Origin of the sequence: Micropruina glycogenica, from assembly GCF_900289045.1 — a bacterium.
Classification (GTDB): Bacteria; Actinomycetota; Actinomycetes; order Propionibacteriales; family Propionibacteriaceae; genus Micropruina; species Micropruina glycogenica.
This window is the reverse complement of record NZ_LT985188.1, coordinates 3400539-3422885: the sequence shown is the minus strand read 5'-3', so window position 1 is coordinate 3422885 and position 22347 is coordinate 3400539. Positions and strand designations below refer to the sequence as shown.

Here is a 22347-nt window from a genome sequence, read left to right as displayed (position 1 = left end):
TCGCTTCGCCGATTCACCGAGCCGCCGAGTCACTGGGTCATACGGTGGGGCTCGTTGGTCTTCGCCTCGACACCGGATCTCGGCGTCGACAGGTGGGTGCGCAAGGAGTGGGCATGAGTACCTGCGCAACGCGCTGGCCCGCGAGCGGGGCAACCGGCTGGTGTCGAGTATGGTCGAGCGGCTGAGGGCCCGCAGCGCCGAGTTCGCCGAGGGCTGGGACAGCCATCACGTCGCGTTTCAGCAGTTCGGCACTCGGGTGCTGAACCATCCGCAGGTGGGCCGGCTGGCGATCGATTTTCAGGGCCTGCAGCCGATCGGTCACGACCGCATCCGCATCGTCGTCTACACCGCGGCCGACGACGCGGAGTCGTCCGAGCGCCTGGCCCGGCTGCTGAACCCCTGACCGACGCAGGTCGAGCTGGGTCGAGACCGACCTTGTCGAGACCTCGTTGGTGGTCCGGCAAGCTCAACCAGCGGGTTCGGCACTACATCTGGTGGTCGAACGACACGTGGCGCGCAATAAGGAACCGTCCCCAACTACCGCCAAGAACCCGTCATCCCGGTCACCCGTCGTCCCGGCGGACGCCGGGATCTCTTGTCCGCCCACACGACCTATTCCCGGCTGGGGGGTACAGGCTGTACCTTCCTCAGCCCGCCGATCGGCCGCAGGATGGAGTCAATCGATCAATCTGGAGAAACGTGCCTTCCGCAGTGACCGCCCCGTCGTCAGGCCGGAACCCGACCGCGCCCACGTCCGACGCACTGCGCCGCACCTTCGTGGTCGCGTCCGCCTCGCTGGTGGCGGTGTTCGCAGCGTCCGCCGCGCCGGTGCCGGTGTTCAACGTGTACCGCGCCGAGAACGGGCTGACCACCGCCGACCTGTCGCTGAGCGTGGTGGCCTACTTCGCCGGCACCATCATCGCCCTGCTCTGCCTGGGCCGGCTGGCACACCACCTCGGACGCCGCCCCGTCGGCCTGGCCACCCTGCTCACGATGATCGCCGGCAGCCTGGTGCTGCTGGACGTCACCGGCCTGGGCGCCCTGGTCGCCGGCCGGTTTCTGATGGGTGTCGGAGCGGGCCTGGCGTCCAGTGCACTGACCAGCTACATCGCCGACTCGGCCCCCGACCGTCCCGCATGGGTGGCCGGCGTGGTGACCTCGCAGGCACCGATGCTCGGCCTCACCATCGGTTCGGTGATCTCAGGCGCCCTGGTGCAGTATGTGCCCGGCGCGCGGGTGTGGGTCTACGTCGCGATGGCCGCGCTGCTGGCGCTTGCACAGCGACAACGCGCTGGTGGTCTCGCTGCTGTTCGCCGCCTACATGGCACCCAGCGTGGCGGGCGCTCCCCTGGTCGGACGGCTGTTGCCCGCCACCGCCCAACGCCTCGGCATGGTCGTCTTCGTCGTGGGCGTGACCGGCATTCTGGTCGCCCTCGTGACCACCTCGGTCGTGGTGATGACGACGGCCACGATCGTTGCCAGTGTGGGCCAGGGTATGGGTGTCAGCGCCAGCATGCGCGCCCTGCTGCTGGGGTCGACCGCGGCCGAGCGTCCGTCGCTGATGGCCGCCATCTACCTGGCCTGCTACACCGGCGCGATGGTGCCCAGCATCATCGCCGGCCAACTGTCGCACGTGCTGCCCACCGTCACCATCGCGTTCGGCTACGGGGTTCTCGCCCTCGTCGCGACCGCGATCACCCTCGTCTTCGCCCGCAACCCGTCCGGCGCCTGAACGGCGTCGCAGAGAGGAAAATCATGGAGAAGCTGCCCGTGAAAGACACCTTCAAGGGCCCCGGGTCCTGGTTCACCGGCGACGTGTACGGCTCGCCGATCTACTCCGGCACCGACCCGTCACGCATGTCGGCGACCCTGGTGCGGTTCACCCCCGGCGCCCGCACGCACTGGCACCGGCACGCGCTGGGCCAATGCCTGCACGGCACCGACGGCACCGGCGTGGTGGTCACCCGCGACGGCACCGTGATCACCATCACCGCCGGCGACACCGTCTGGACGCCCGGCGGCGAGGACCACTGGCACGGCGCCCTGGAGGGCCGCATGATGTGCCACCTGGCCATGCTCGAGCGCGACGGCGAGACCGACCCGACCACCTGGCTGGAGCCGGTGGACGACGCCGAGTACGCCCGGGCGATGAGCATCGCGGCCGTACAGCTGACCGACTGAACGACCTCAATCGAGCGGGTTGAGCTGGTCGAAACTCCAGACCGAACGAGGTCTCGACAAGCTGTGAGAGTTGGTGGTGGCTGGCCTGGGGCTAGCTGGCAGGGTGGTGGGACCGGTTGTTCGTGTGCGGGTCGTGACCCTTCGACAAGCTGACCGTCCGCAATTGTGCGGGGTGTCTTGGTCGAGATCTGTCCGGCTCGTGCACGGAGAACCGGCCGACCATCCCGGCCCACTCGTTGGCCTGATAGAAGCCCGTCCCACCGCTTTGGCGGGGTGACCGATCACAGTAACGCCACGGGTGACTCTTTCCCCGGGATGGCCGCGCCGGTTCGACCGGCTCGATGCCCAACATCCCGAAAACAGGAGGCTCAGACACCGATGGCCATCGTTGCAGATACCTACACCTATGTGGTGGGTGTGGACACCCACGCCGCCACTCATCATTACGCGATCGTGGAGACCCGTAGCGGCGGCCAGATCACCCACGGGAAGTTCCCCACCCATGCCGCGGGCTTGTTGCGGGCCGTGGATTGGATCAGCCGCCGCACCAGTGTTGACGACAACCCAGCTGTCGACCAGGTGCTGATCAGCATGGAAGGCACCGGCAGTTACGGCGCCCAGGCAGCCGAGCTGCTCGCCGCACGCGGTTACCGGGTCGTCGACGCACCCTCGCCGAAACGGGCTCGTGGCAGCGGCAAGAACGACCACATCGATGCCCTGGTCGCTGCCCGCGGCGCGTTACCCAAGGACAGCGAACGGCTCGCCGACCGACGCGCCGGCCATACCCGTGCCGCGCTGCAGATCCTGCTCACCGCCCGCGACAGCATGCGACGCGACCGGACCCGTTCCAAGAACCAGCTCACCGCGCTGCTACGCACCCACAACCTCGACATCGATGCCCGCAAGGGAATCAACAAGGTCCACATCAGCCTCATTGCGGGCTGGCGCAAGCGGCCCACCGACACCACCCTGGCCCGGATCGCCCGCACCGAAGCGCACCGCCTCGCCACCCGCATCCACACCCTGGACGCCGACCTCGACAGCAACGAGAAAGCCATCAACGCCCTCGTGCGTGAACTCGAACCAACCCTGCTCGACCTGCCCGGCCTCGGACCCATCAACGCCGCCATTGTGCTCGCCGTCTGGTCTCACCCCGGCCGCATCCATGACGAAGCCGGCTTCGCCAAGATCGGCGGCGTCTGCCCCCTGGAGATCTCCTCGGGCAACTCCAAGGATCATCGCCTCAACCGCACCGGCGACCGACAACTCAACTCAGCCCTGAACTCCATCGCGAACACCCGCATGCGACACGACGAAACCACCAAGGCCTACGTCAAGAAACGCAAACAGCAAGGCCAAACCAAACCCCGAATCCGACGCTGCCTCAAGCGCTACATCGCCCGCCAAATCTTCCGACACCTCAACACGACCACCCTTGACAAGACATAGAAGCGTCTCGACCACCGGAACCCAACAACAAATCCAGGTCTCGACAAGCTCGACCATCCGAATCCAACAAACAAAGGAGCATCCCCTCCATGCGCGCAACAGTCATGTACGGTCCCGGCGACGTACGGGTCGAGAACCGTCCCGAGCCCACCATCAAGCAACCGACCGACGCGATCGTGCGGGTCGTCCGGGCCTGCATCTGCGGCTCCGACCTGCACCCCTACCACTCGATGACCCCCGACTCGGCGGGCCAGACCATGGGTCACGAGTTCATCGGTGTGGTCGAAGAGGTCGGCTCTGAGGTGCAGAAGGTGACGAAGGGCGACTTCGTGATCAGCCCGTTCGCCTGGGCTGACAACACCTGCCCGATCTGCCGCGACGGCTTTCAGACCGCCTGCCCGCACGGCGGGTTCTTCAGCGCCGCCCAGGCCGAGTACGTGCGGGTTCCCCAGGCCGACGGCACGCTGGTGGTCACCGAGGCCACCGACGACGAGGCCACCCTGAAGTCACTACTCACCCTGTCGGACGTGTACCTGACCGGCTACCACGCCGCCTTCATGGCCAAGGTGCAGCCCGGCCAGACCGTCACCGTGGTGGGCGACGGAGCGGTCGGGTTGTCGGCGGTGCTGGCCGCCAAGACCATGGGTGCCGAGCGCATCATCTTGATGGGACGCCACACCGACCGCACCGATCTCGGCCGCCGGTACGGCGCCACCGACGTGGTGGCCGAGCGTGGCAAGACCGGCATCGCCCAGGTGCGGGAACTGACCGGCGGCGAGGGCAGCCACGTGGTGCTCGAGGCTGTTGGGCACCGCCCCGCCTATGACCAGTCGGTCGCCGTCGTGCGCGCCGGCGGCGTGATCAGCCGGGTCGGCGTGCCGCAGTACGACGAGGCGCCGGTCGGCTTCGCCAGCCTGTTCGGCGCAACATCACTCTCACCGGCGGCCCGGCGCCCGTCCGGGCCTATCTGGAACAGGCCATCCCCCAGGTGCTCGACGGCACGATCAACCCGGGCCTGGTCTTCGACCGGGTGCTGCCGCTCGACCAGACCGCCGAGGGCTACCGGTTGATGGACGACCGTGAGGCCCTGAAGGTGATGATCCGGCCCTGAACCGACCCGGCTGGTCGAGCGTGTCGAAACCCCTGGCCACACGCGGTCTCGACACGCTCGACCAGCGAGACGTGACAAGCATTTGTTGCTGCAGGGTGGTCGAGTCACGGCCTCGGGTGGGCAAGACTGCTTACATCATTTCGGTCGTGCAGTCGGTAAATGTGGACTCCACACGGTGAGCCATCACGTGCTCGACGAAGGGAGTCTTCATGGCATCGACGACGACCAGAACCACGCAGGGGCGAGGGCGACTGTACGAGAGCATTCTCGAGACTGTCGGTGACACGCCTGCGGTGAGGGTCAACAATATCGGTGTCGACGGGGTCACCATCTACGTCAAGGCCGAGTTCTTCAACCCGCTGTCCTCGGTGAAGGATCGGCTCGCGATCAGCGTCATCGAGGACGCGGAGCGCCGCGGCACCCTCGCTCCGGGCCAAACCGTCGTGGAGGCGACCAGCGGCAACACCGGAATCGGCTTGGCGATGGTGTGCGCACAGAAGGGCTACCCGCTGGTGGTCACCATGGCCGACAGCTTCTCGATCGAGCGTCGGCGCCTGATGCGCATGCTCGGCGCCAAGGTGGTGCTGACTCCGCGCGCGCAGAAGGGGTTCGGCATGTACCAGAAGGCGGTCGAACTCGCCGAAGCCAACGGCTGGTTCCTGGCGCACCAGTTCGAGACCGAAGCCAACGCCGACATTCATGAGGCCACCACCGCACGCGAGATCGTCAACGATTTCGCGGGCTCACGGCTGGACTGCTTCGTCACCGGCTACGGCACCGGAGGCACCGTGACCGGCATCGGCCGGGTATTGCGCAAAGAACGTCCAGAGGTGCGCATCGTGCTGTCCGAACCGGCCAACGCTCAGCTGTTGGGCAGCGGAACCCCGCAAGAGCGGACGCCGGAAGGCGCGCCCGCGTCCAGCCATCCGGCGTTCGAGCCCCACCCGATTCAGGGCTGGACGCCGGACTTCATTCCGAAGGTGCTGCAAGAGGCGATCGACGAGCACCTGTTCGACGAGGTGGTGCCGGTGGCGGGCGCCGAAGGCATGCGCTGGGCACGCGAACTGGCCGCGAAGGAGGGCATCTTCACCGGGGTGTCGGGCGGTTCCACGTTCGCGGTGGCGCGTCAGGTGGCCGAGCAGGCCGAGCCGGGCTCGGTGATCCTGGCCATGCTGCCCGACACCGGCGAGCGGTACCTGTCGGCCCCGTTGTTCGACGACATTCCCGCCGACATGACCGACGATGAGCTGGCCATCTCGCTCTCGACCCCCGGCTATCACCTCTGACGAAGAGTCGATTCGGGCTCGACTGCACCGCGATGCCGGACGACCTCGCTCCACCCAGATGCCGCTGACCTTGCCGTCGGTGTAGGTGACCCAGACCCAAGGGGTGTCGCTACCGCAGAGTGTGTAGCGCCCGTTCAGGCCTCGCGCACTGCGCGTTTGAAGCGGCCGGTCGACAAGCGCACACAACCGATCGCGACGCTCACACAAATCACCACAGGACGGATCTCGACGGGCCTGACTCGACGGCCACGGTGACGCAGGTGTTTGGACGCGGGCTCGGCTCGTGGAGAGGCGGGCTCACGCGACGGGATCGGTCGGCGTGAGGGGTGTATGGCCGCCGAACTCTGGAGCCGCCTTGGGGAGTCGAACCCCAGACCTATTCATTACGAGTGAATCGCTCTGCCAACTGAGCTAAGGCGGCCTGCCGGACGCACCGGCGCCGTCCAACTATAGGGCAGGCCTCAGCACCGACGCGATTCGGCGGCCTACTGGCACTTGACCCCGTCGGTGGGCACGGTGCCGTTGACCAGGTAGTCGATCACCAACCGGTCGACGCAGGTGGACTTGCCGCCGAACGTGCCGTGCCCCTCGCCCGCGTAGGTGACCAGCACCCCCGACTCGAGCTGCTTGGCCATGGTGACGGCGCTCTGGTACGGGGTCGCCGGGTCGCCGGTGGCACCCACCACCACGATCGGCGCGGCGCCCGAGCCGGTGGGTTTGAACTGAATCGTGCTGCGCGCCGTCCACAGCGGGCAGGTGTAGCCGGGGCCGAAGTACGTGCCGAAAATCGGCGCCTTCTGCTGATCGATCACCCAGCGTTGCTCGGCCTCGACCACGCCCTTGTCGTAGCCGTCGGCACAACCGATCGCGGGGAACGAGTAGAACAGCGACCCGAACGTGCCGTCTTCGTTGCGGTCGTTGAGCCGGTCGGACGCCTTGAGCAGCCGCGTGCCGTCGCCTGCCAGGGCCGACTTGAGGTCGTTCGACAGGGTTCTCCAGGCCGGAATGCCCCCGTACAGGTAGGCGGCCACACCGCTCACCGCGATGGTCTGGGTGAGCGGCCGGTCGCCAACCTTCAGCGGGGTGGCGTCGAGTTCGTCGAAGAAGTCGGTGATCGTTTTCAGCACCGCCTGTTTGGACGACCCGAGGCTGCACTTCTGCCGCGCACACCAGGCCGCGAAGTTGCCCAGCGCCAGGTCGAAGCCCATGGCCTGAATCACCGAGTCGTCGTCGGTGATGTCGACGGCGGCGTCGAGCACCAGGCGTCCGACCTGTTGGGGAAACACGTCGGCGTAGTACGAGCCGATCTGGGTGCCGTAGGAGTACCCCAGAAAGGTGAGCTTCTCATCGCCCACCAGTTGGCGCAGCAGGTCGAGGTCGCGCACCGTGTCGACGGTCGAGATGTGGTCGAGCAGGGCGCCGCTGTGCTCGCGGCACGACTGGGCGAACTGCCAGGTGCCGACGATCAGCGCCTCGGTTTCGGCGGGGTCGTCGGGTGAGCTGTCGAGTTCGGTGAACGCCTGGGTCTCTTCGTCGTCGAAGCACTTCACCGGGGTGGAGGCGTTGGTGCCGCGCGGGTCCCACCCCACGATGTCGTACTGCTCCAGGCCGGTCGAGGCGAAGTAGGTGACCAGGTTGCGTCCGGACCCCCCGGGGCCGCCCGGGTTGACGAACAGGGTGCCGAGCTTGGGCGACTTGGTCGCGGCCTTCTTCGCCAGGGCCAACGTGATCGCCTGGTCGTCGGGGTTGGCGTAGTCGAGCGGGGCCAACACCTCGGCGCACTCGTACTTGCCGCCGCAGGTGCTCCAGTCGAGCTGCTGTTTGGTGTAGCCGGCCAGGCCGCCCTTCGGCGCGTCTTCGAAGCCCGCCGGTTGAGCGTTCGAGTCGGTCGAGGTGGGCCGGTCGACCTCGAGGTTCGGCACCAGCGACACGTCGATCACCTCGCCGGACGGCACCGCGGCGGTGGCCGACGGGCTCGGGGCGGGCGCGGACGGGCTGGGCGTCTGTTGCGGCACGCAGGCCGCCAGAAGCGCCAACGCCAGCGTTGCGACCGCCCAGCGACCAAGAGTGCGCACGCGCACAATCTAGCCAACCGCGACAACCGGACGGGGGCCAGGCTCACAGGCCCTGGTCGAGCAGCCGGTCCTTCTCGCGGCTCTTGCGGAAGCTGCGGTCGAGGCTGAACCCGCCTCCACCGACGCAGAGAAACACCAGTCCGACGGCGGCGAGCAGCAGTTCGAGTTCGCCGATGAAACCGGAGCGGCCGGGCACGAACGGGCTCCAGAAGCCCCACTGCACGAAGGCGAGCGCCCCGCTGGCGATCAACAACACGCCCAGGCCGGCCACGCGGGTGAGCAGGCCGAACACGAGCGCAACCGCGATCGCCAGGGCGGCACCACCGGTGACCATCGCCGTGATGCGGGGCTCGGGAATGATCGTGGTGGCGAACAGCGCCTCTGCCGCGGGCAGGTTGGTGACGATCTCAAGACCACGAATCGCCATGATCGCGGCCACCACCAGGCGCAGCCCGAACAGGGCGAACGCGCCGATAAAGCGGTCTGTGGTGCGGCGGGTGACCACCACCGGTTCGGGCGTGGCGATCGTGCGCACGTCGGGCTGCGCCAGCGCCTGCGTACGCGCCTCACGTCGTGCCGCCCGTTCGGCGGCCAATTTGGCCTCTTCGGGCGACAACTCGCTCGGGGTGCTGACGCTCTGCGCGCGGAAGATCGCGTCGTCGGGCACGACGGGCTGTTGCTGCGTGGGCGGGTCGGCCTCGACGGCAGCCGCAACGGCGGGCTGCACCCGGGTGCGCTCGTCGGCACTGTCGTCGAAGCTCGGCGGCTCGGGCAGCCGCGGCGTGCGCGACTGTTCGCCACCTTGGTGCATGGTCTGCTCGTCTTCAACGGTGTGGGTCATGGTTCTCCTCCGCACGGGTTGAGTTCCATCGTGCCTGTCGGCCTCTGCCCCGCCGCCGACCGACACGCAGCGCTGCTGATCCTTGCTGAGTCCGCGCGCAGCTAGAAGTTCACGGATCCACGCATCATCCGTTGGTTGAACGTGTCGAAACCCCTAGCCATGAGCGGTCTCGACAGGCTCGACCAACGACTGAGAGCACTGCAGCGGGCCCGTTGGTTGAGCTTGTCGAAACCGTGGCCGCAACAGTGGTCTCGACAGGCTCGACCACCGACCTAACAGGATCTCGACGGGCTCGAACCAACGACACTGAGCACGCACCAGGGCGTCCGCAGCGCCAGGGCCGACGGCTCAGCTCACACAGAGACGGCCAGCCCGATCATCAGCGATTCCATGGCCAGCAGCGGGGCCACGTTGCCCTCCAGTGCGGTGCGGCACTCGAGAATCGAGTCGATGCGGCGCAACGTGCGTTCGGGCGCATCGCGTGCGGCCATGGCCTCGATCTCGGGCCGCAACTCGGCGTTGATCAGGTCTTTCGTGGCCCCCGACTGCACGCAGAACACGTCGCGGTAGTACGTGGTGAGCTCGGTGAGCACCCGGTCGAGCGCGTCACGCTGCAGCCGCTTGGCGCGCGCCTTCTGCTGGTCTTCGAGCTCGCGCAGGGCGGCCTGCGCGTTGCGCGGGCGAGCGCCCTTGGCCCCGAACCCGAGGGCCTCTGACAGTTCTGCCCGCTCGCGGGCGTCGAGTTCGGTGGTGGTGGCGGCCGCCTCTTCGCCGGCGGCCTCGACCAGATTGGCCGCCGCCGTGAGGCAGTCGGGCAGGCTGACCAGCCGGCTGGGCAGCTTGAGCAGTTCGGCCCGGCGAATGCGGGCGGGTTCGTGCCGAGCCAGCATGCGGGCCCGGCCGATGTGCCCCTGCGCGACCCGTGCCGCGAACGCCGCGAGCTCGGACGGCACCCCGTCGCGCCGCACCAGCAACTCGGCCACCGCGGCGTTGCTGGGCGTTGACAGGTGCACGGCGCGGCAGCGTGACCTGATGGTGACCACGACGTCGTCCGGCGTCGGTGCGCAGAGCAACCAGACCGTGCGCGGGGCCGGCTCTTCGATGCTCTTGAGCAGTGCGTCGGCGCCCCGTTCGGTGACCCGGTCGGCGTCTTCGACCACCAGCACCTGGTAGCGGCCCAGCCTGGGTGACATGGCGGCGCGGCGAACGAGTTCGCGCACCTCATCGACGCCGATCGAGAGCTGCTCGGTACGCACCAAGGTGACGTCGGGATGGGCCCCCGACAACGCCGTTCGGCAGTTGTTGCAGGTGCCGCAGCCACCGTTTTCGCACTGCAACGCGGCGGCGAACGAACGGGCAGCGTTCGATCGCCCCGAGCCGGGCGGGCCGGTGATCAGCCACGCGTGCGACATGGCGTGCGGCCCGCCGGCAACGGCCCGGCGCAGCACGTCGACCACCCGTTGCTGCCCCACCAGGTCGGCCCACACGCTCACGGGTCGATCTTGCCAGCTTGCGCCGACAACTCCTGCTGCACGCGGTGCCGCACCTGCTCGGCGATGCGTTCGATCGGGTCGCGCGCCGGCAGCACCAGGTAGCGGGACGGGTCCGAGGCGGCGAGGTCGAGAAAGAACCGCCGCGCCCGCTGATGAAAGTCGGCGCCGGCCTGTTCGAGCCGGTCGGGTTCGGCGATGGCGCCGACGGCGTGCTCGGGCTCCAGGTCGAGCAGCACGGTGAGGTCGGGCACCAGTCCGTCGGTGGCCCAGCGGGCGATGCCGGCCACCTCGTCCAGATCGAGCACCCGGCCGGCGCCCTGGTAGGCCAGCATCGAGTCGACGTAGCGGTCGCAGATCACCAGTTCGCCGCGCGCCAGCGCCGGCCGCACCACCTCGTACAGGTGATGGGCCTTGTCGGCGGCGTACAGCAGGGCCTCGGCGCGGGGGTCGAGCTCGCCGGTGGCGGGGTCGAGCACGATGCGCCGAATCAACTGCCCCGCGGCGGTGTCGCCCGGTTCGAACGTGACCCTGACGTCCAGCCCCTGGCCCGTCGCCCACTCGGCGAGCAGCTTGGTCTGGGTGCTCTTGCCGACGCCGTCGCCGCCTTCGAACACCACGAACAGGCCGGTCACCGGGCCCCCCGCTGGGGTGGCTCGGGGGTCTCGACGGGCTCGACCGGCGGATCGTGGGTCTCGACAGGCTCGACCAACGGCTCGACCGGCGTCGGACGTACGTGCGGCACCCGGGGGCGGATCATCCGTGCGCGCACACGCTCGCCCCAGGCCGGCCAGTCACGCACGAAGTTCTGCCGTTCGTAGTCGACGGTCAGCACCGTGCGTTCGTAGGCGCGGCCGGCCTCGAACACCTCGGCGGTGCTCAAGTTGTGCAAGTCGCGGGTCAGCGACGCCGGGTCGGGCCTGATCGTGCCCGACAGCGCGTCCACCACCGGCTCGAGGCACCTGCGCAACTGTTTGGCGGGCTTGCCGAACACGTCCCTGGCCAGCGTGCTCAGGGCGAGGGCGCGGGCGGTCACCTGGCGGGCACGCACCCAGCGAGCGTCGTCCGAATAGGGTGCGAGCGTGCGGCACTGGTCGAGCACCGTCTGCACCAACGCCTCGAGTTCCTGCGCCAAGACCGGGCCGGTGATGCGGCCGGCCACCGGTCCCAGCGGCGGAGCGGTAGCGCCCTGCGCCACGACGTCCAACAGGCGCAGCCAGCGCACGGTGTGCTGCAAGGGGCGGGTCGACTCGGCCGCGGTCGCGGCACGCTGCTCGGCCTCGTGCACCCAGGCCGACTGCAGCAGGGGCTCCAAGCCGGCCAGTTCGACACCCACGGCCTGGACGCCCTCGCGCAGCGCCGCGTCGTCGCCCGAGCCGGTGCGCGCGGCGAGATCGGCCAGCAGCAGGCGTCGCCAGCGCGACTCGAACTGGGCCGCCACGAACTCTTCGATCGGGGCCCTGGCCGACAGCGCGCTGCGCCGTTGGCTTTGGTGCGCGAGCCCGAGCCGCGACGCCAGCGTGGCGAAGCCGTCGACCACGGTGCCGCCGGCGGCGACGAAGGCGGCGGTGATGGCCTGCACCTGGTCAACACTCGGGGCGGGAATGCGCAGGGTGACGTCGCGGTACGAGGTCACCTGACCGGCGTGGCTCAGTACCCGGTGTCGTTCGTCGGTGAGTTCGCCGAACGGCACGCCGTCGTCGCCGGCCAGCGAGAACCGGCGGCGCAGCGTTTCGACCTTGAGTTTGGGGCCCAGAATGCCGCCCCGCCGAAACGGCACCAGCACGTCGGCCAATTCGGGCGGCAACTCGTCTTCGGCCTGGGGCGAGACCGTCTCGGCCTGCAGCGGCGGCACCCAGCCGGGGGCGCGCAACACCCACTGACCGGTTTCGACGATGCGTGACAGCTCGATACCCCAGTCGAGCAGCCGGTGGTCGGCGGTGTCGATGACGGTGGCGGTCGACTCGGCGGGCGGTCGGGCGACCATGCGCCGAATGCCGGTGGCCGCGCCGGTCAGGTTCGCGACCGCCGCCGTGGGGGGCAGGTCGAACCGCAGCACCTCACCGCCGGGCATTGACCACTACTTCCGCTTGGCGGGTGCCCGCTTGGACGTGCTGCGGGTGGCCGTCCGACGGGTGCTGCGCTTCGGCGCGGGCCCCTTGGCGCGCTTCTCGGCCAGCAGTTCGGCGGCCCGATCGGCCGTCATGGCCTCGACCGAATCCTCCTTGCGCAGGGTGGCGTTCACCTCGCCGTCGGTGACGTAGGCGCCGAAGCGTCCGTCTTTGATCAGCATCGGCTTGCCGGTGGCCGGGTCGTTGCCCAACTCTTTCAGCGGCGCTGCGGCCGCCCGGGCACCGCCACGGGTCTTCGGCTGGGCGTAGATCGCCTCGGCCTCGGGCAGCGTGATGGTGAAGATCTGCTCCTCGCTGGTGAGCGAGCGCGAATCGGTGCCCTTCTTCAGGTACGGGCCGTAGCGGCCGTTCTGGGCGGTGATCTCGACGCCATCGGCGGCGGTGCCCACCACCCGCGGCAGGCTCATCAGGGTGAGCGCGTCGGCCAGGGTCACGGTGTCGAGGCTCATGGAGGCGAACAGCGACCCGGTGCGCGGCTTGGCGCCCTTGGGCGAATCCTCGGGCAGCACCTCGGTGACGTAGGGGCCGTAGCGGCCGTTCTTGGCCACCACCGGCAGGCCGGTGTCGGGGTCGGTGCCCAGCTCGCGCTCTTCGCCGACGGGCTGTTCGAGCAACTGTTCGGCGTAGTCGGCGGTGAGTTCGTCGGGGGGAAGGTCTTCGGGCACGTTGGCCCGGCGGCCAGCTGCGTCTTCGACGTAGGTGCCGTAGCGGCCGACCCGCACGTTGATGCCCGACTCGCCCAGCGGGTGGGTCGACAGCTCACGGGCGTCGATCTCGCCCAGTTCGTTCACCAGGGTGTGCAGGCCCTCGTGCGAACTGCCGTCCGGCCCGAAATAGAAGTCGTTGAGTACCTGCAGCCGGGCGGCCTGGCCATTGGCGATGTCGTCCAGGGTCTCTTCGAGCGCAGCGGTGAAGGTGTAGTCGACCAGCTTGGGGAAGTGCTCTTCGAGCAGCCGGGTGACGGCGAACGCCAGCCAGGTGGGCACCAGCGCCGAGCCCTTCTTGAACACGTAGTCGCGGCTGGTGATGGTGCGAATGATCGAGGCGTAGGTGCTGGGCCGGCCGATCTCGAGTTCTTCGAGTTTCGCCACCAGCGACGGTTCGGTGTAACGGGCCGGCGGGCGGGTGTCGTGCGCGACCGCCTTCACCTCGTCGGCGGTCAGCGGAGCGCCGGCGACCAACTGCGGCAGCCGGGCCTGGGCGTCGTCGGACGTCTCGTCGTCGTCGACACCGACCACGTAGGCCTTGAGAAAGCCGGCGAACGTGATGGTGCGGCCCGAGGCGCCGAACGTGCAGCGTCCGGTTTCGACGATCTCGCCGGTGGTGGCGTCGGTGATGGCGAGGCGTTGCGGCAGGGTGGCCCCGATGCGCACCGTGACGGTCTCGCCGACGGCGTCCTTCATCTGTGAGGCGAGGGTGCGCTTCCAGATCAGTTCGTAGAGGCGGAACCCGTCGCCGGCCAGGCCGGTCTGGGTCGGTGTGGCGAAGTTCTCGCCCGCGGGCCGGATGGCTTCGTGCGCCTCTTGGGCGTTCTTGACCTTCGAGGTGTAGATGCGCGGCTGGTCGGGCAGGTACTGCCCCCCGAACAGTTGCTTCACCTGGGCGCGGGCGGCGTTGATGGCGGTGGCCGACAGGGTCACCGAGTCGGTTCGCATATAGGTGATGAAGCCGCGCTCGTACAGGTCTTGCGCCACCCGCATGGTGCGCTCAGCGGTGAAGCCGAGTTTGCGGCCCGCGTCCTGCTGCAGGGTGGTGGTGCGGAAGGGTGCGTACGGACGGCGGGTGTACGGCTTGGCCTCGACCGAAGCCACCGCGTAGCCGGCGGTCTTCAACGCCTCGGCCAGGGTTTCGGCCTGATCGCTCGACAGGTGCAGCAGCCCCTTGCCGGTCAGGTTGCCCTGGGCGTCGAAGTCGCGGCCCGAGGCGACGCGCAGGTCGCTGACCTGCTGCAGGGTGGCGCCGAAGGTGGACGGCTCGGCGTCTTCACCGGCGTTCAGCACGGCTTCGATGCCGGCGTACGAGGCGGCGCGAAACGCGATGCGCTCGCGCTCGCGGTCGACCACCAGCCGGGTCGCGACCGACTGCACCCGGCCGGCCGAGAGGCGCGGCATGACTTTCTTCCACAGCACCGGGCTGACCTCGTAGCCGTAGAGCCGGTCGAGAATGCGCCGGGTCTCTTGGGCGTCGACCAGGTCGATGTCGAGTTCGCGCGGGTTGGCCACGGCTTCGGCGATGGCCTGGGGGGTGATCTCGTGAAACACCATGCGACGCACCGGCACCTTGGGCTTCAACTGCTGCAGCAGGTGCCAGGCGATCGCCTCGCCCTCGCGGTCTTCGTCGGTGGCGAGCAGCAGTTCATCGGCGGTGGCGAGTTTGGCCTTGAGGTCGCGAATGGTGCCCTTCTTGTCGGCCTGCACCACGTAGAGCGGCTCGAAGTCGTTGTCGACGTTGACGCCGGTGCGTGCCCACTTCTCGCCCTTGTACTTGGCGGGCACCTCGGACGCGCCGGTGGGCAGGTCGGCCACGTGGCCGCGGCTCGACTCGACGACATAGCTGTTGCCGAGGAAGCTCGCGATCTTGGTCGCCTTGGCCGGTGACTCGACGATCACCAGCGCCTTGAAGCCTGCTGTTGCCACGGATATCTCTCTAGTGCGGTTAAGGGTTCGAGGGCAGGGCCCCCCGGTGGGAATGGTAGCCACAAAGGTCGGCGGCTCAACCACCAGGGGCCAAATCCTGCGCGTTGCACAGCATTTACCCAGGCATGTGGGCGCGCGCCCTCGCCGAACCACCAACAACGGACCCACTGTGTGATCCCGGCGAACGCCGGGATCTCAGAGAACCGCCGACTCGCTGGTTGAGCGTGTCGAAACCTCAGGCGGGGGTCTCCACACGCTCCACCAACAACGCGCCCCACTGCGTCATCCCGGCGCACGCCGGGATCTCAGAGGCCGACCGTCGGCACCAGATAGCCCTGCTCGATCAGCCGGCGCAGGCGGGGCAACAGGTCGGGGATCAGGGCGTCCGCGTCGACGTCGAGCAGGTCGGCGACGGCCCCGATCAGCACCCCCACCGGCAGGTCGCCGTCGCAGGCCCCGACCACCGCGGCCAGGCCGGTGTCGACCTCGGCGGCCCGCCCGAAGCCGGTGCTGCGACGCAACACGATGTGGTCGGGTTCGGCGGCGCCGGGGCGTCCGAGGGTTTCTTGGGTGACGTCGTCGGCCACCACGAGGGTGGCGGCCAGTAGGGCCGCGTCGGGCTGCCGGGCGGCGGTCAGTGCTGCCGGGTGGGCCGCGAAGGCGGGGCCGACCGGTTGGTGCACCTGGTGCGGCCACTCCTCAAAGGTGAGCGACGGGTCGTCCCGTTGTTCGTGGTAAAGCGTGAGCCAGCCCATGCCGACGCCCACGATGCCCAGCTGAGTGAAGTAGGCGGCCCATTCGGCGTAGCGGGGGGCGTACTCGGGGGTGCCGGTCAGCCCGGCGTCGGCCAGCCACAGTTCGATGTACTCGTAAGGGTCGAGGCGTTCGCGCTGCAGCACCATGGCGTCGCATCCGGTCGGTGCGATCCAGTCGGCGAGGCGGTCTTGCCAGGGCTGATCGGCGGTGATCGCCCAGTTGCCGAGCACCTGCAGGGCGCCACCGGGGTTGAGGTGCGTCGGTGCGCCGGTGACCACGGCGCGCATCAGTCCGTCGGCGGTGTGGTCGCCCTCGCGGTACACCAGGCGGCGGCCGGTGGGCGGCGACATCACGTACGGCGGGTTGGTGACGATCAGGTCGAAAGTGTCGGCGTCGACGGGTTCGTAGAGCGAGCCCTGCCGCACGTCGACCTGTACGTCGTTGAGGGCGGCGGTCAGTTGGCTCATGGCGCAGGCACGCGGGTTGAGGTCGGTGGCCACCACGTGGGCTGCGTGGGTGGCCAGGTGCAGCGCCTGAACGCCGCAGCCGGCGCCCAGGTCGAGGGCCCGGTCGACGGGCATGCGCATGGTGAGCTGGGCCAGCGTGATGCTGGCGGGCGACAGGCCCAGCACGAAGTCGGCGCGGGGACGGGCCAGCCGGCCGTCCAGGGTCGGGGTGAGGTCGGACGCCAGCCACCCGCTGTGGGTGCCCCCGGCATGCTCGAAGTCGTAGGGCCGCAGCTCGACGGCGGCCCGAGCACGAGCACCGTCGAGTTCGACCAGCTCAGGGGCGTCGGCGGCCGGGCCCAGAACGGCTTTCAACGCGTCGGCTTCGACGACCTGTTGCAGCGCGAACGCGCGAATCAGGGTGGCCTGGGGGTCGCGGGCGCCGTGCAGAGCAGCTTCGGACGGCACGGTCGAGTTGCGCGCTAGCCCGTCGAGGCCTTCGGGGCCGAGCCGGGCGGCGACGCCGTCGTAGGTGTAGCCGGCGTCGCGCAGCCGGTCGGCCAGGTCGCGGGCGAGGTCTGGATCGAGCACGGCACTAGGCTTCCACGGGTGACGGGTTCGGTGCTGCTGCGGCGGGTCAGGCTGGTCGATCTGGACGGCTCGAAAGGGTCGGCTGAGCCGATCGACGTGGCGATTCGGGCCGGGGTCATCGAGGCGATCGGGCCCGTGTTGCCGAGTGCCGAACTCGAGGTGGTCGAGGGCGAAGGCCGCTGGGCCATTCCCGGTTTGTGGGACGCCCACGTGCACGCCGCGCAATGGGTGCGCACCGGGCGCATGCTGCCGCTGGGTTCAGCGACGCGAGCAGAAGGCGTGCTGGCCGCGGTGGCCGGCGCCGTCGAGAACGTCGCTTCGGGGCGGACGTTGCTGGGCTTCGGCTACCGCTCGGCCGGCTGGCCGCGACCCGGCACCGTTGCCGAACTCGACGCGGTGAGCCGGGGCCGGGCGGTGGCGCTGGTGTCGGGCGATGCGCACAACGGGTGGCTCAACTCGGCGGCGTTCGACCTTCTGGGGGTGCGGCGACGGTCTGGACCGGTGAGCGAGAACGAGTGGTTCGAGTTGCTGCGCCGACTGGACGAGCTGCCGGGCGCGGCGCCGGAGCCGTCGGATTTCGTCGAGCCGATGGCGGCTCTGGCGGCCATCGGGGTGACGGGTCTGATCGATTTCGAGTTCGAGAACTCGTTTCTCGACTGGCCGGCCAGGTTCGCGGCCGGTGCCGACGCGGTGCGGGTGCGCGCGGGCGTCTACCCGCACCAACTCGACGAGGTGATCGGGCTGGGGCTTCGCACGGGTGACGCGTTGCCCGGCACCGGCGGGCTGGCGACGATGGGGCCGTTGAAGATCATCTCCGACGGGTCTCTGGGCAGTCGTACGGCGTGGACGCGTGAGCCGTACTCCGATCGTCCAGCCACCCCCGAGCACCCGTGCGGCCAGTCGAACTACGCCTTCGACGAACTGCGTGAGTTGCTGTCGCGGGCCAAGGACGCGGGGCTGCAGGTGGCACTGCACGCCATCGGCGACCGCGCCAACGAGGTGGCCATCGACGCCTTCGCGGCGAGCGGCGCGCGGGGATCGATCGAGCACGCACAACTGATCACGCCGAGCGACGTACGGCGGCTGGCCCAGTTGGGAGTGCGGGCGAGTGTGCAGCCTGCGCACCTGTTGGACGACCGCGACCTCACCGAGCGGGTATGGGGCGAACGGGCATCGAACGCCTTTCCACTACGCACGATGCTGAACGCCGGCGTCGAGTTGGCGCTGGGTTCGGACGCCCCGGTGGCCGCGCTCGACCCATGGCTGGCGATCGCGACGGCCGTGCATCGCAGCGGTGACGAGCGGCCGGGATGGCACGCCGAGCAGTCGTTGACGGCGCCTGAGGCGCTGGCCGCTTCGGTGGACGGCCGCCGACTGGTCACGGGCGGCGTGGGCGACGTGGTGCTGCTCGACCACGATCCTCTGGCGCTCAGCGACGACTCGGCAGCCGCCGCCGCTTCGCTGAGGGCCACCCGTGCCGCCCTGACGGTGTGCGCGGGACGGGTCACGCACGCCGCTTGAGTTTCACTCACGCGTCGTGGGTCGCGTTTCGTGCGGGTACTCGGTATGGCTGAAGAGATCTCCAAGTCACTCCAGCCGTCCGCGTCGCCCAGTCCCGCCCGGGACTCCGTCATCCCGGGCTTGCCCCGGGATCTCCAAGCCGGCACCCCTCGCCCCCGTCACACCAGGCTCCTCTCACGCGCGGCCACCCCGTCATCCCGGGCTTGCCCCGGGATCTCGAAGCCGACACCCCAGCCCCCGATCACACCAGGCTCGCCCGGGATCCCTCACGCGCCGCGACCCCCGTCATCCCGGGCTGCCCCGGGATCTCAAGACCGCAGCGCTTGCGCCGATCTGAACGCCGTCGACCTCCGCGCATATTCACGCGCGCTTCTGTCGGCCGATCGTGGCACCCTGAGGGCATGGCCGTGCCCGAGTGGATCGCGAACGCACCCGAGGTGCGGCACGTGCATCATCGGCCGGCGCGTCTTGGGCTCACCGCCGAGGTGCCCGCGTGGGTATCCCCCGGCGCGCGTGCGGCGTTGGCCGAACAGGGCATCACCGCGTTGTGGCAGCATCAGCGAGTGGCCGCCTCGGCGGCCTTCGAAGGCCGACACGTCGCGATCAGTACCTCGACGGCTTCGGGTAAGTCGCTGGCTTACCTGTTGCCGATCTACGCCGCCACCGCCGAGGGCACGATCGGGCACGACGTTGCAGTGCATCGTTGGGCACCGGCGACCCGTGCCCACACCGCCCTGTACCTCGCACCGACCAAGGCGCTGGCCCACGACCAGGCTCGGCGGGCCCGTGAGTTCGGCGGCCAGTCGTGGCGGCTCACCACCCTCGACGGCGACTCCGAGGCCGAGGAACGGCGGTTCGCCCGCGACTTCGCCACGTTCGTGCTGACCAATCCCGACATGCTGCACCGCTCGGTGTTGCCGGGCCACGACCGTTGGCAGGGTTTCTTGCGTTCGCTGCGTTACGTGGTGATCGACGAGGCCCACCGCTACCGCGGCGTGTTCGGCGCCCACGTGGCTTCGGTGCTGCGGCGATTGCGGCGACTCTGCCGGCACTACGGCGCCGACCCGGTGTTCATCAGCGCGTCGGGCACCATCGCCGAGCCGGCCCGCCATCTCGAGCGGCTGGCCGGCGTGTACGACGCCCTGGCGGTGGATCGCGACAGTTGCACCCGTCCGGCACTCGACTTCGTGGTCTGGCAGGCTGCGGCCGACCCGCATCGCGAGGCTGCGGCCATGCTCACCCGGCTGGTCGACAACGGCTACCAGGCGTTGGCGTTCACCACGTCGCGCATTCAGGCCGAACTGGTCGCCGACCAGGCCCGACGGCACTGCATCGACCCCGACGGCATCGCCTCGTACCGGGCCGGTTACCTGGCCAACGACCGGCGCGAACTCGAGGCGGCCCTGTCGACCGGACGGCTGCGCGGCGTCGCGTGCACCAACGCCCTTGAACTCGGGGTCGACATCACCGGCATGGACGCCGTGCTCTCGATCGGCTTTCCCGGCTCGTTGGCCGCCCTGTGGCAGCAGGCGGGCCGGGCCGGCCGTGACGGACGCGACGCGTTCGCCATGCTGATCGCCCGCCCCGATCCGCTCGACACGTGGCTGTGCGATCACCCGGAAGCGCTCTTCGAGTCCCCCATCGAAGCCACCGTGCTGCACCCCCAGCAGCCGGCGGTGCTGTCGGCGCACCTCGCCGCAGCCGCTCAAGAACTGGCCCTGACCAGCGGCGACGAGCAGTTCTTCGGCCCCACGATGCTGCCCATTCTCGAACGCCTGGCCGACCGTGGTGTGCTGCGACGCCGCGGCGACGCCTGGTACTGGACCTCGCAGCAGCGGGCCGTCGACTCCATCGACCTGCGCTCGATCGCCGGCACCGGCGTCGAGATCGTGCAGAGCGCCACGGGCCGCGTGATCGGTCAGGTGGACGCCACTGCCGCCGACCGCACGGTGCACGAGGGCGCGGTGTACCTGCACCAGGGCGAGCAGTGGCTGGTCGAGCAGTACGACCTGGCCGCGGGCGTGGCGCTGTGCCGCCAGCAGCGTGCCGAGTGGTTCACCCAGGCCCAGGGCACCACTGACGTGCGCATCATCGGTACGGACCGCCAGCGCACGCTGGGCGATGCAACGCTGTTCGCCGGCACCATTGAGTTGACGTCGCAGATCACCGGCTATCTGCGCCGCGACAGCGTGACCGGCGCAGTGTGGGACTCCACACCCCTTGACCTGCCCCGGCGCACGTTTCGCACCCGCGCACTGTGGTGGACGCTGCCGTCCCCCGACAGTAAGCACGCCCACGGACTGGACGAGCGCGACCTGGCCGGCGGGCTGCACGCCGCCGAGCACGCCGCCATCGGCTTGCTGCCCGGCTTCGCCCCCTGTGACCGCGGTGACATCGGCGGGCTGTCGACGGTGCACCACACCGACACCGGAGCGCCGACGGTGTTCGTGCACGACGGGCTGCCCGGCGGGTCGGGGTTCGCAGACGAGGGCTACAGGGTTGCCGAACGCTGGCTCGCGGCCACCCTGCAACTGCTCGAAGCCTGCGGCTGCGACAAGGGCTGCCCCCGGTGCGTTGTCTCGCCGGCCTGTGGCTCGGGCAACCACCCCCTCGACCGCGTGGCGGCCATCGCGGTGCTGCGGCCCATGGTCGCCGGCTCGACGGAGGCCCCTCACGGCACCCCCGTGACGCTGCCCGCGTAGGCGACCGCTGCCACTCCCTCGGGCAGACCGGGGAGCCGCCAGCCCACAGAGCGCCGGACGTTCACCTCGACCACGAAGTCGATCAGGTCACCGGTCACCTCACAGCCACTCACCTCCACCTGATTGAGCGCGGCCACCCGGCGAGACTCGGCGCAGGCGTCCGAGCCCTGGGCCTGCGCCTGGGCACCCGACACAGCCACCAGATCGGCCGCTTGGCGCACCGACCGTGCCGTGGCTGCGTAGGTCAGCCCGAGCAGGCCAACGGCCGCCACCGTGACGAGCGCCATCACAATGGCGACGGCCAACACCGTGCCCACCCCTCGCTCGCCCGCCCGCGGTGGTCGGCTGCGACGCCCGCAACCAACGTGACGGTTCGTGCCCTCGTCGACGACCATGTCACGCCCCTTCTCTTGCTACGACCGCACGGGCGCTCAGGGGCATCGCCGGAATCCACAGACCCCAGGGCTGCGAGTTGAGCTCGGCGATCACCACCACGTCGCGGCCGCTATTGCTCACCCGAACCCGCGTGCCCACAGGAGCGTCACGTTCGGCGCGCGCGGCGGCCGCCGTGTCGTCACGAGCCCGCTGCCGCGCCACCTCGCCGGCCGTCGCCTGTAACTCGCCCAGCTGCACCACGAGGGCCAGCAGGTAACACAGCCCGAGTGCCACGACGGCTGCGAGCATGACTCCGAAGGCCACCTCGAAGCTGACCATGCCGCGCTCCGATTTCATACCCCACCCCCTTAGGCGGCGAGGGCGGCCCCGCACAGAGCCGCCCCCGGCCGGTCACCGCTTGATGAAGCTCTGGATCCAGTCGATGATCTGGCTGACGGTGTCGGCGACCTCACCCGAGAACGCGCCGCCCGTCACGAAGCTGATCACGACGCCGACGATGCACACCACGGCAATCGTGCCGAGGGCGTACTCCGCCGTGGTCATGCCCCGCTCACTACGGGTGACGGCCACGATCTGGTTGAACATGGGATTCTCCTTTCGGTCCCCCGGCGGGGGTTCGTCCTCAGTGTGGGCACCACGCTCGTGAGATGTTCATCGCCGATCGGCGCCTGTGGATAACGCGCCGGAGTGCTGAAATCTGTGGACAAGCGGGTCCGGAGATCTCGGCCAGTCAC

The 22347-nt window shown here is 69.4% G+C and carries 18 protein-coding genes, 1 tRNA gene and 1 pseudogene; 9 read left to right on the top strand and 11 right to left on the bottom strand.

Annotated features, from left to right (window positions below; genetic code table 11):
* The first annotated feature begins 76 nt into the window (after positions 1 to 76).
* The 7 genes and pseudogenes from MPLG2_RS16095 (at position 77) to MPLG2_RS16075 (ending at position 6027) form a co-directional block, all read left to right on the top strand.
* A complete protein-coding gene (locus MPLG2_RS16095; protein ID WP_158681342.1) occupies positions 77 to 403 on the top strand; it encodes an MmyB family transcriptional regulator in 327 nt (108 codons plus the stop codon).
* Positions 404 to 699: 296 nt separating this feature from the next.
* Positions 700 to 1260 (top strand): annotated as a pseudogene (locus MPLG2_RS19895) (MFS transporter); the annotation flags it as partial.
* Positions 1261 to 1273: 13 nt separating this feature from the next.
* On the top strand, positions 1274 to 1732 hold the full coding sequence (locus tag MPLG2_RS19555; protein WP_231935696.1) for a hypothetical protein: 459 nt from the start codon (positions 1274 to 1276) through the stop codon (positions 1730 to 1732).
* A gap of 23 nt (positions 1733 to 1755) precedes the next feature.
* Positions 1756 to 2181, top strand: a complete 426-nt coding sequence (locus MPLG2_RS19550) for a (R)-mandelonitrile lyase (RefSeq protein WP_231935695.1) — start codon at positions 1756 to 1758, stop codon at positions 2179 to 2181.
* 378 nt (positions 2182 to 2559) lie between these two features.
* Positions 2560 to 3630 (top strand): IS110 family RNA-guided transposase, encoded by a 1071-nt coding sequence (locus tag MPLG2_RS16085; RefSeq protein WP_158680754.1) that lies wholly within the window; start codon positions 2560 to 2562, stop codon positions 3628 to 3630.
* A gap of 89 nt (positions 3631 to 3719) precedes the next feature.
* Positions 3720 to 4700: an alcohol dehydrogenase catalytic domain-containing protein gene (locus MPLG2_RS16080; protein ID WP_331826468.1), complete on the top strand. Its 981-nt coding sequence runs from the start codon at positions 3720 to 3722 to the stop codon at positions 4698 to 4700.
* 250 nt (positions 4701 to 4950) lie between these two features.
* Positions 4951 to 6027 carry a PLP-dependent cysteine synthase family protein gene (locus tag MPLG2_RS16075; protein WP_105187021.1) on the top strand — a complete coding sequence of 359 codons (1077 nt, stop codon included), beginning with the start codon at positions 4951 to 4953 and terminating at the stop codon, positions 6025 to 6027.
* A 345-nt stretch (positions 6028 to 6372) separates the two neighbouring features.
* Here the strand turns inward: MPLG2_RS16075 and MPLG2_RS16070 are convergent.
* The 8 genes from MPLG2_RS16070 to MPLG2_RS16035 all read right to left on the bottom strand — a co-directional run bounded on the left by MPLG2_RS16070 (position 6373) and on the right by MPLG2_RS16035 (position 16994).
* Positions 6373 to 6448, bottom strand: a tRNA-Thr gene (locus MPLG2_RS16070).
* Between the two features lie 64 nt (positions 6449 to 6512).
* Positions 6513 to 8102 (bottom strand): alpha/beta hydrolase, encoded by a 1590-nt coding sequence (locus MPLG2_RS16065; protein WP_158681278.1) that lies wholly within the window; start codon positions 8100 to 8102, stop codon positions 6513 to 6515.
* A gap of 43 nt (positions 8103 to 8145) precedes the next feature.
* Positions 8146 to 8943, bottom strand: a complete 798-nt coding sequence (locus tag MPLG2_RS16060) for a DoxX family protein (RefSeq protein WP_105187019.1) — start codon at positions 8941 to 8943, stop codon at positions 8146 to 8148.
* Positions 8944 to 9296: 353 nt separating this feature from the next.
* Positions 9297 to 10436 carry a DNA polymerase III subunit delta' gene (locus tag MPLG2_RS16055; protein ID WP_105187018.1) on the bottom strand — a complete coding sequence of 380 codons (1140 nt, stop codon included), beginning with the start codon at positions 10434 to 10436 and terminating at the stop codon, positions 9297 to 9299.
* Positions 10433 to 11068: a dTMP kinase gene (tmk, locus tag MPLG2_RS16050; protein ID WP_105187017.1), complete on the bottom strand. Its 636-nt coding sequence runs from the start codon at positions 11066 to 11068 to the stop codon at positions 10433 to 10435. The genes MPLG2_RS16055 and tmk overlap by 4 nt, the downstream gene beginning before the upstream one ends.
* Positions 11065 to 12507, bottom strand: a complete 1443-nt coding sequence (locus tag MPLG2_RS16045; RefSeq protein ID WP_105187016.1) for a hypothetical protein — start codon at positions 12505 to 12507, stop codon at positions 11065 to 11067. The genes tmk and MPLG2_RS16045 overlap by 4 nt, the downstream gene beginning before the upstream one ends.
* A 6-nt stretch (positions 12508 to 12513) precedes the next feature.
* A complete protein-coding gene (topA, locus tag MPLG2_RS16040) occupies positions 12514 to 15201 on the bottom strand; it encodes a type I DNA topoisomerase (RefSeq protein ID WP_105187015.1) in 2688 nt (895 codons plus the stop codon).
* A gap of 305 nt (positions 15202 to 15506) precedes the next feature.
* A complete protein-coding gene (locus MPLG2_RS16035) occupies positions 15507 to 16994 on the bottom strand; it encodes a methyltransferase (protein WP_105187014.1) in 1488 nt (495 codons plus the stop codon).
* 18 nt (positions 16995 to 17012) lie between these two features.
* Between MPLG2_RS16035 and MPLG2_RS16030 the strand changes: the two genes are divergently transcribed.
* Both MPLG2_RS16030 and MPLG2_RS16025 read left to right on the top strand, forming a co-directional pair.
* On the top strand, positions 17013 to 18515 hold the full coding sequence (locus tag MPLG2_RS16030) for an amidohydrolase (RefSeq protein WP_105187013.1): 1503 nt from the start codon (positions 17013 to 17015) through the stop codon (positions 18513 to 18515).
* 401 nt (positions 18516 to 18916) lie between these two features.
* Positions 18917 to 21217: a DEAD/DEAH box helicase gene (locus MPLG2_RS16025; protein ID WP_105187012.1), complete on the top strand. Its 2301-nt coding sequence runs from the start codon at positions 18917 to 18919 to the stop codon at positions 21215 to 21217.
* Here MPLG2_RS16025 and MPLG2_RS16020 read toward each other — a convergent pair.
* The 3 genes from MPLG2_RS16020 to MPLG2_RS16010 all read right to left on the bottom strand — a co-directional run bounded on the left by MPLG2_RS16020 (position 21187) and on the right by MPLG2_RS16010 (position 22198).
* Entirely contained in the window at positions 21187 to 21525 is a 339-nt protein-coding gene (locus tag MPLG2_RS16020; RefSeq protein WP_158681277.1) for a flp pilus-assembly TadE/G-like family protein, read from the bottom strand. The genes MPLG2_RS16025 and MPLG2_RS16020 overlap by 31 nt on opposite strands.
* Positions 21526 to 21613: 88 nt before the next feature.
* Positions 21614 to 21949 (bottom strand): hypothetical protein, encoded by a 336-nt coding sequence (locus MPLG2_RS16015; protein ID WP_105187010.1) that lies wholly within the window; start codon positions 21947 to 21949, stop codon positions 21614 to 21616.
* Between the two features lie 54 nt (positions 21950 to 22003).
* Positions 22004 to 22198 (bottom strand): DUF4244 domain-containing protein, encoded by a 195-nt coding sequence (locus MPLG2_RS16010; protein ID WP_105187009.1) that lies wholly within the window; start codon positions 22196 to 22198, stop codon positions 22004 to 22006.
* Between the last annotated feature and the right edge of the window lie 149 nt (positions 22199 to 22347).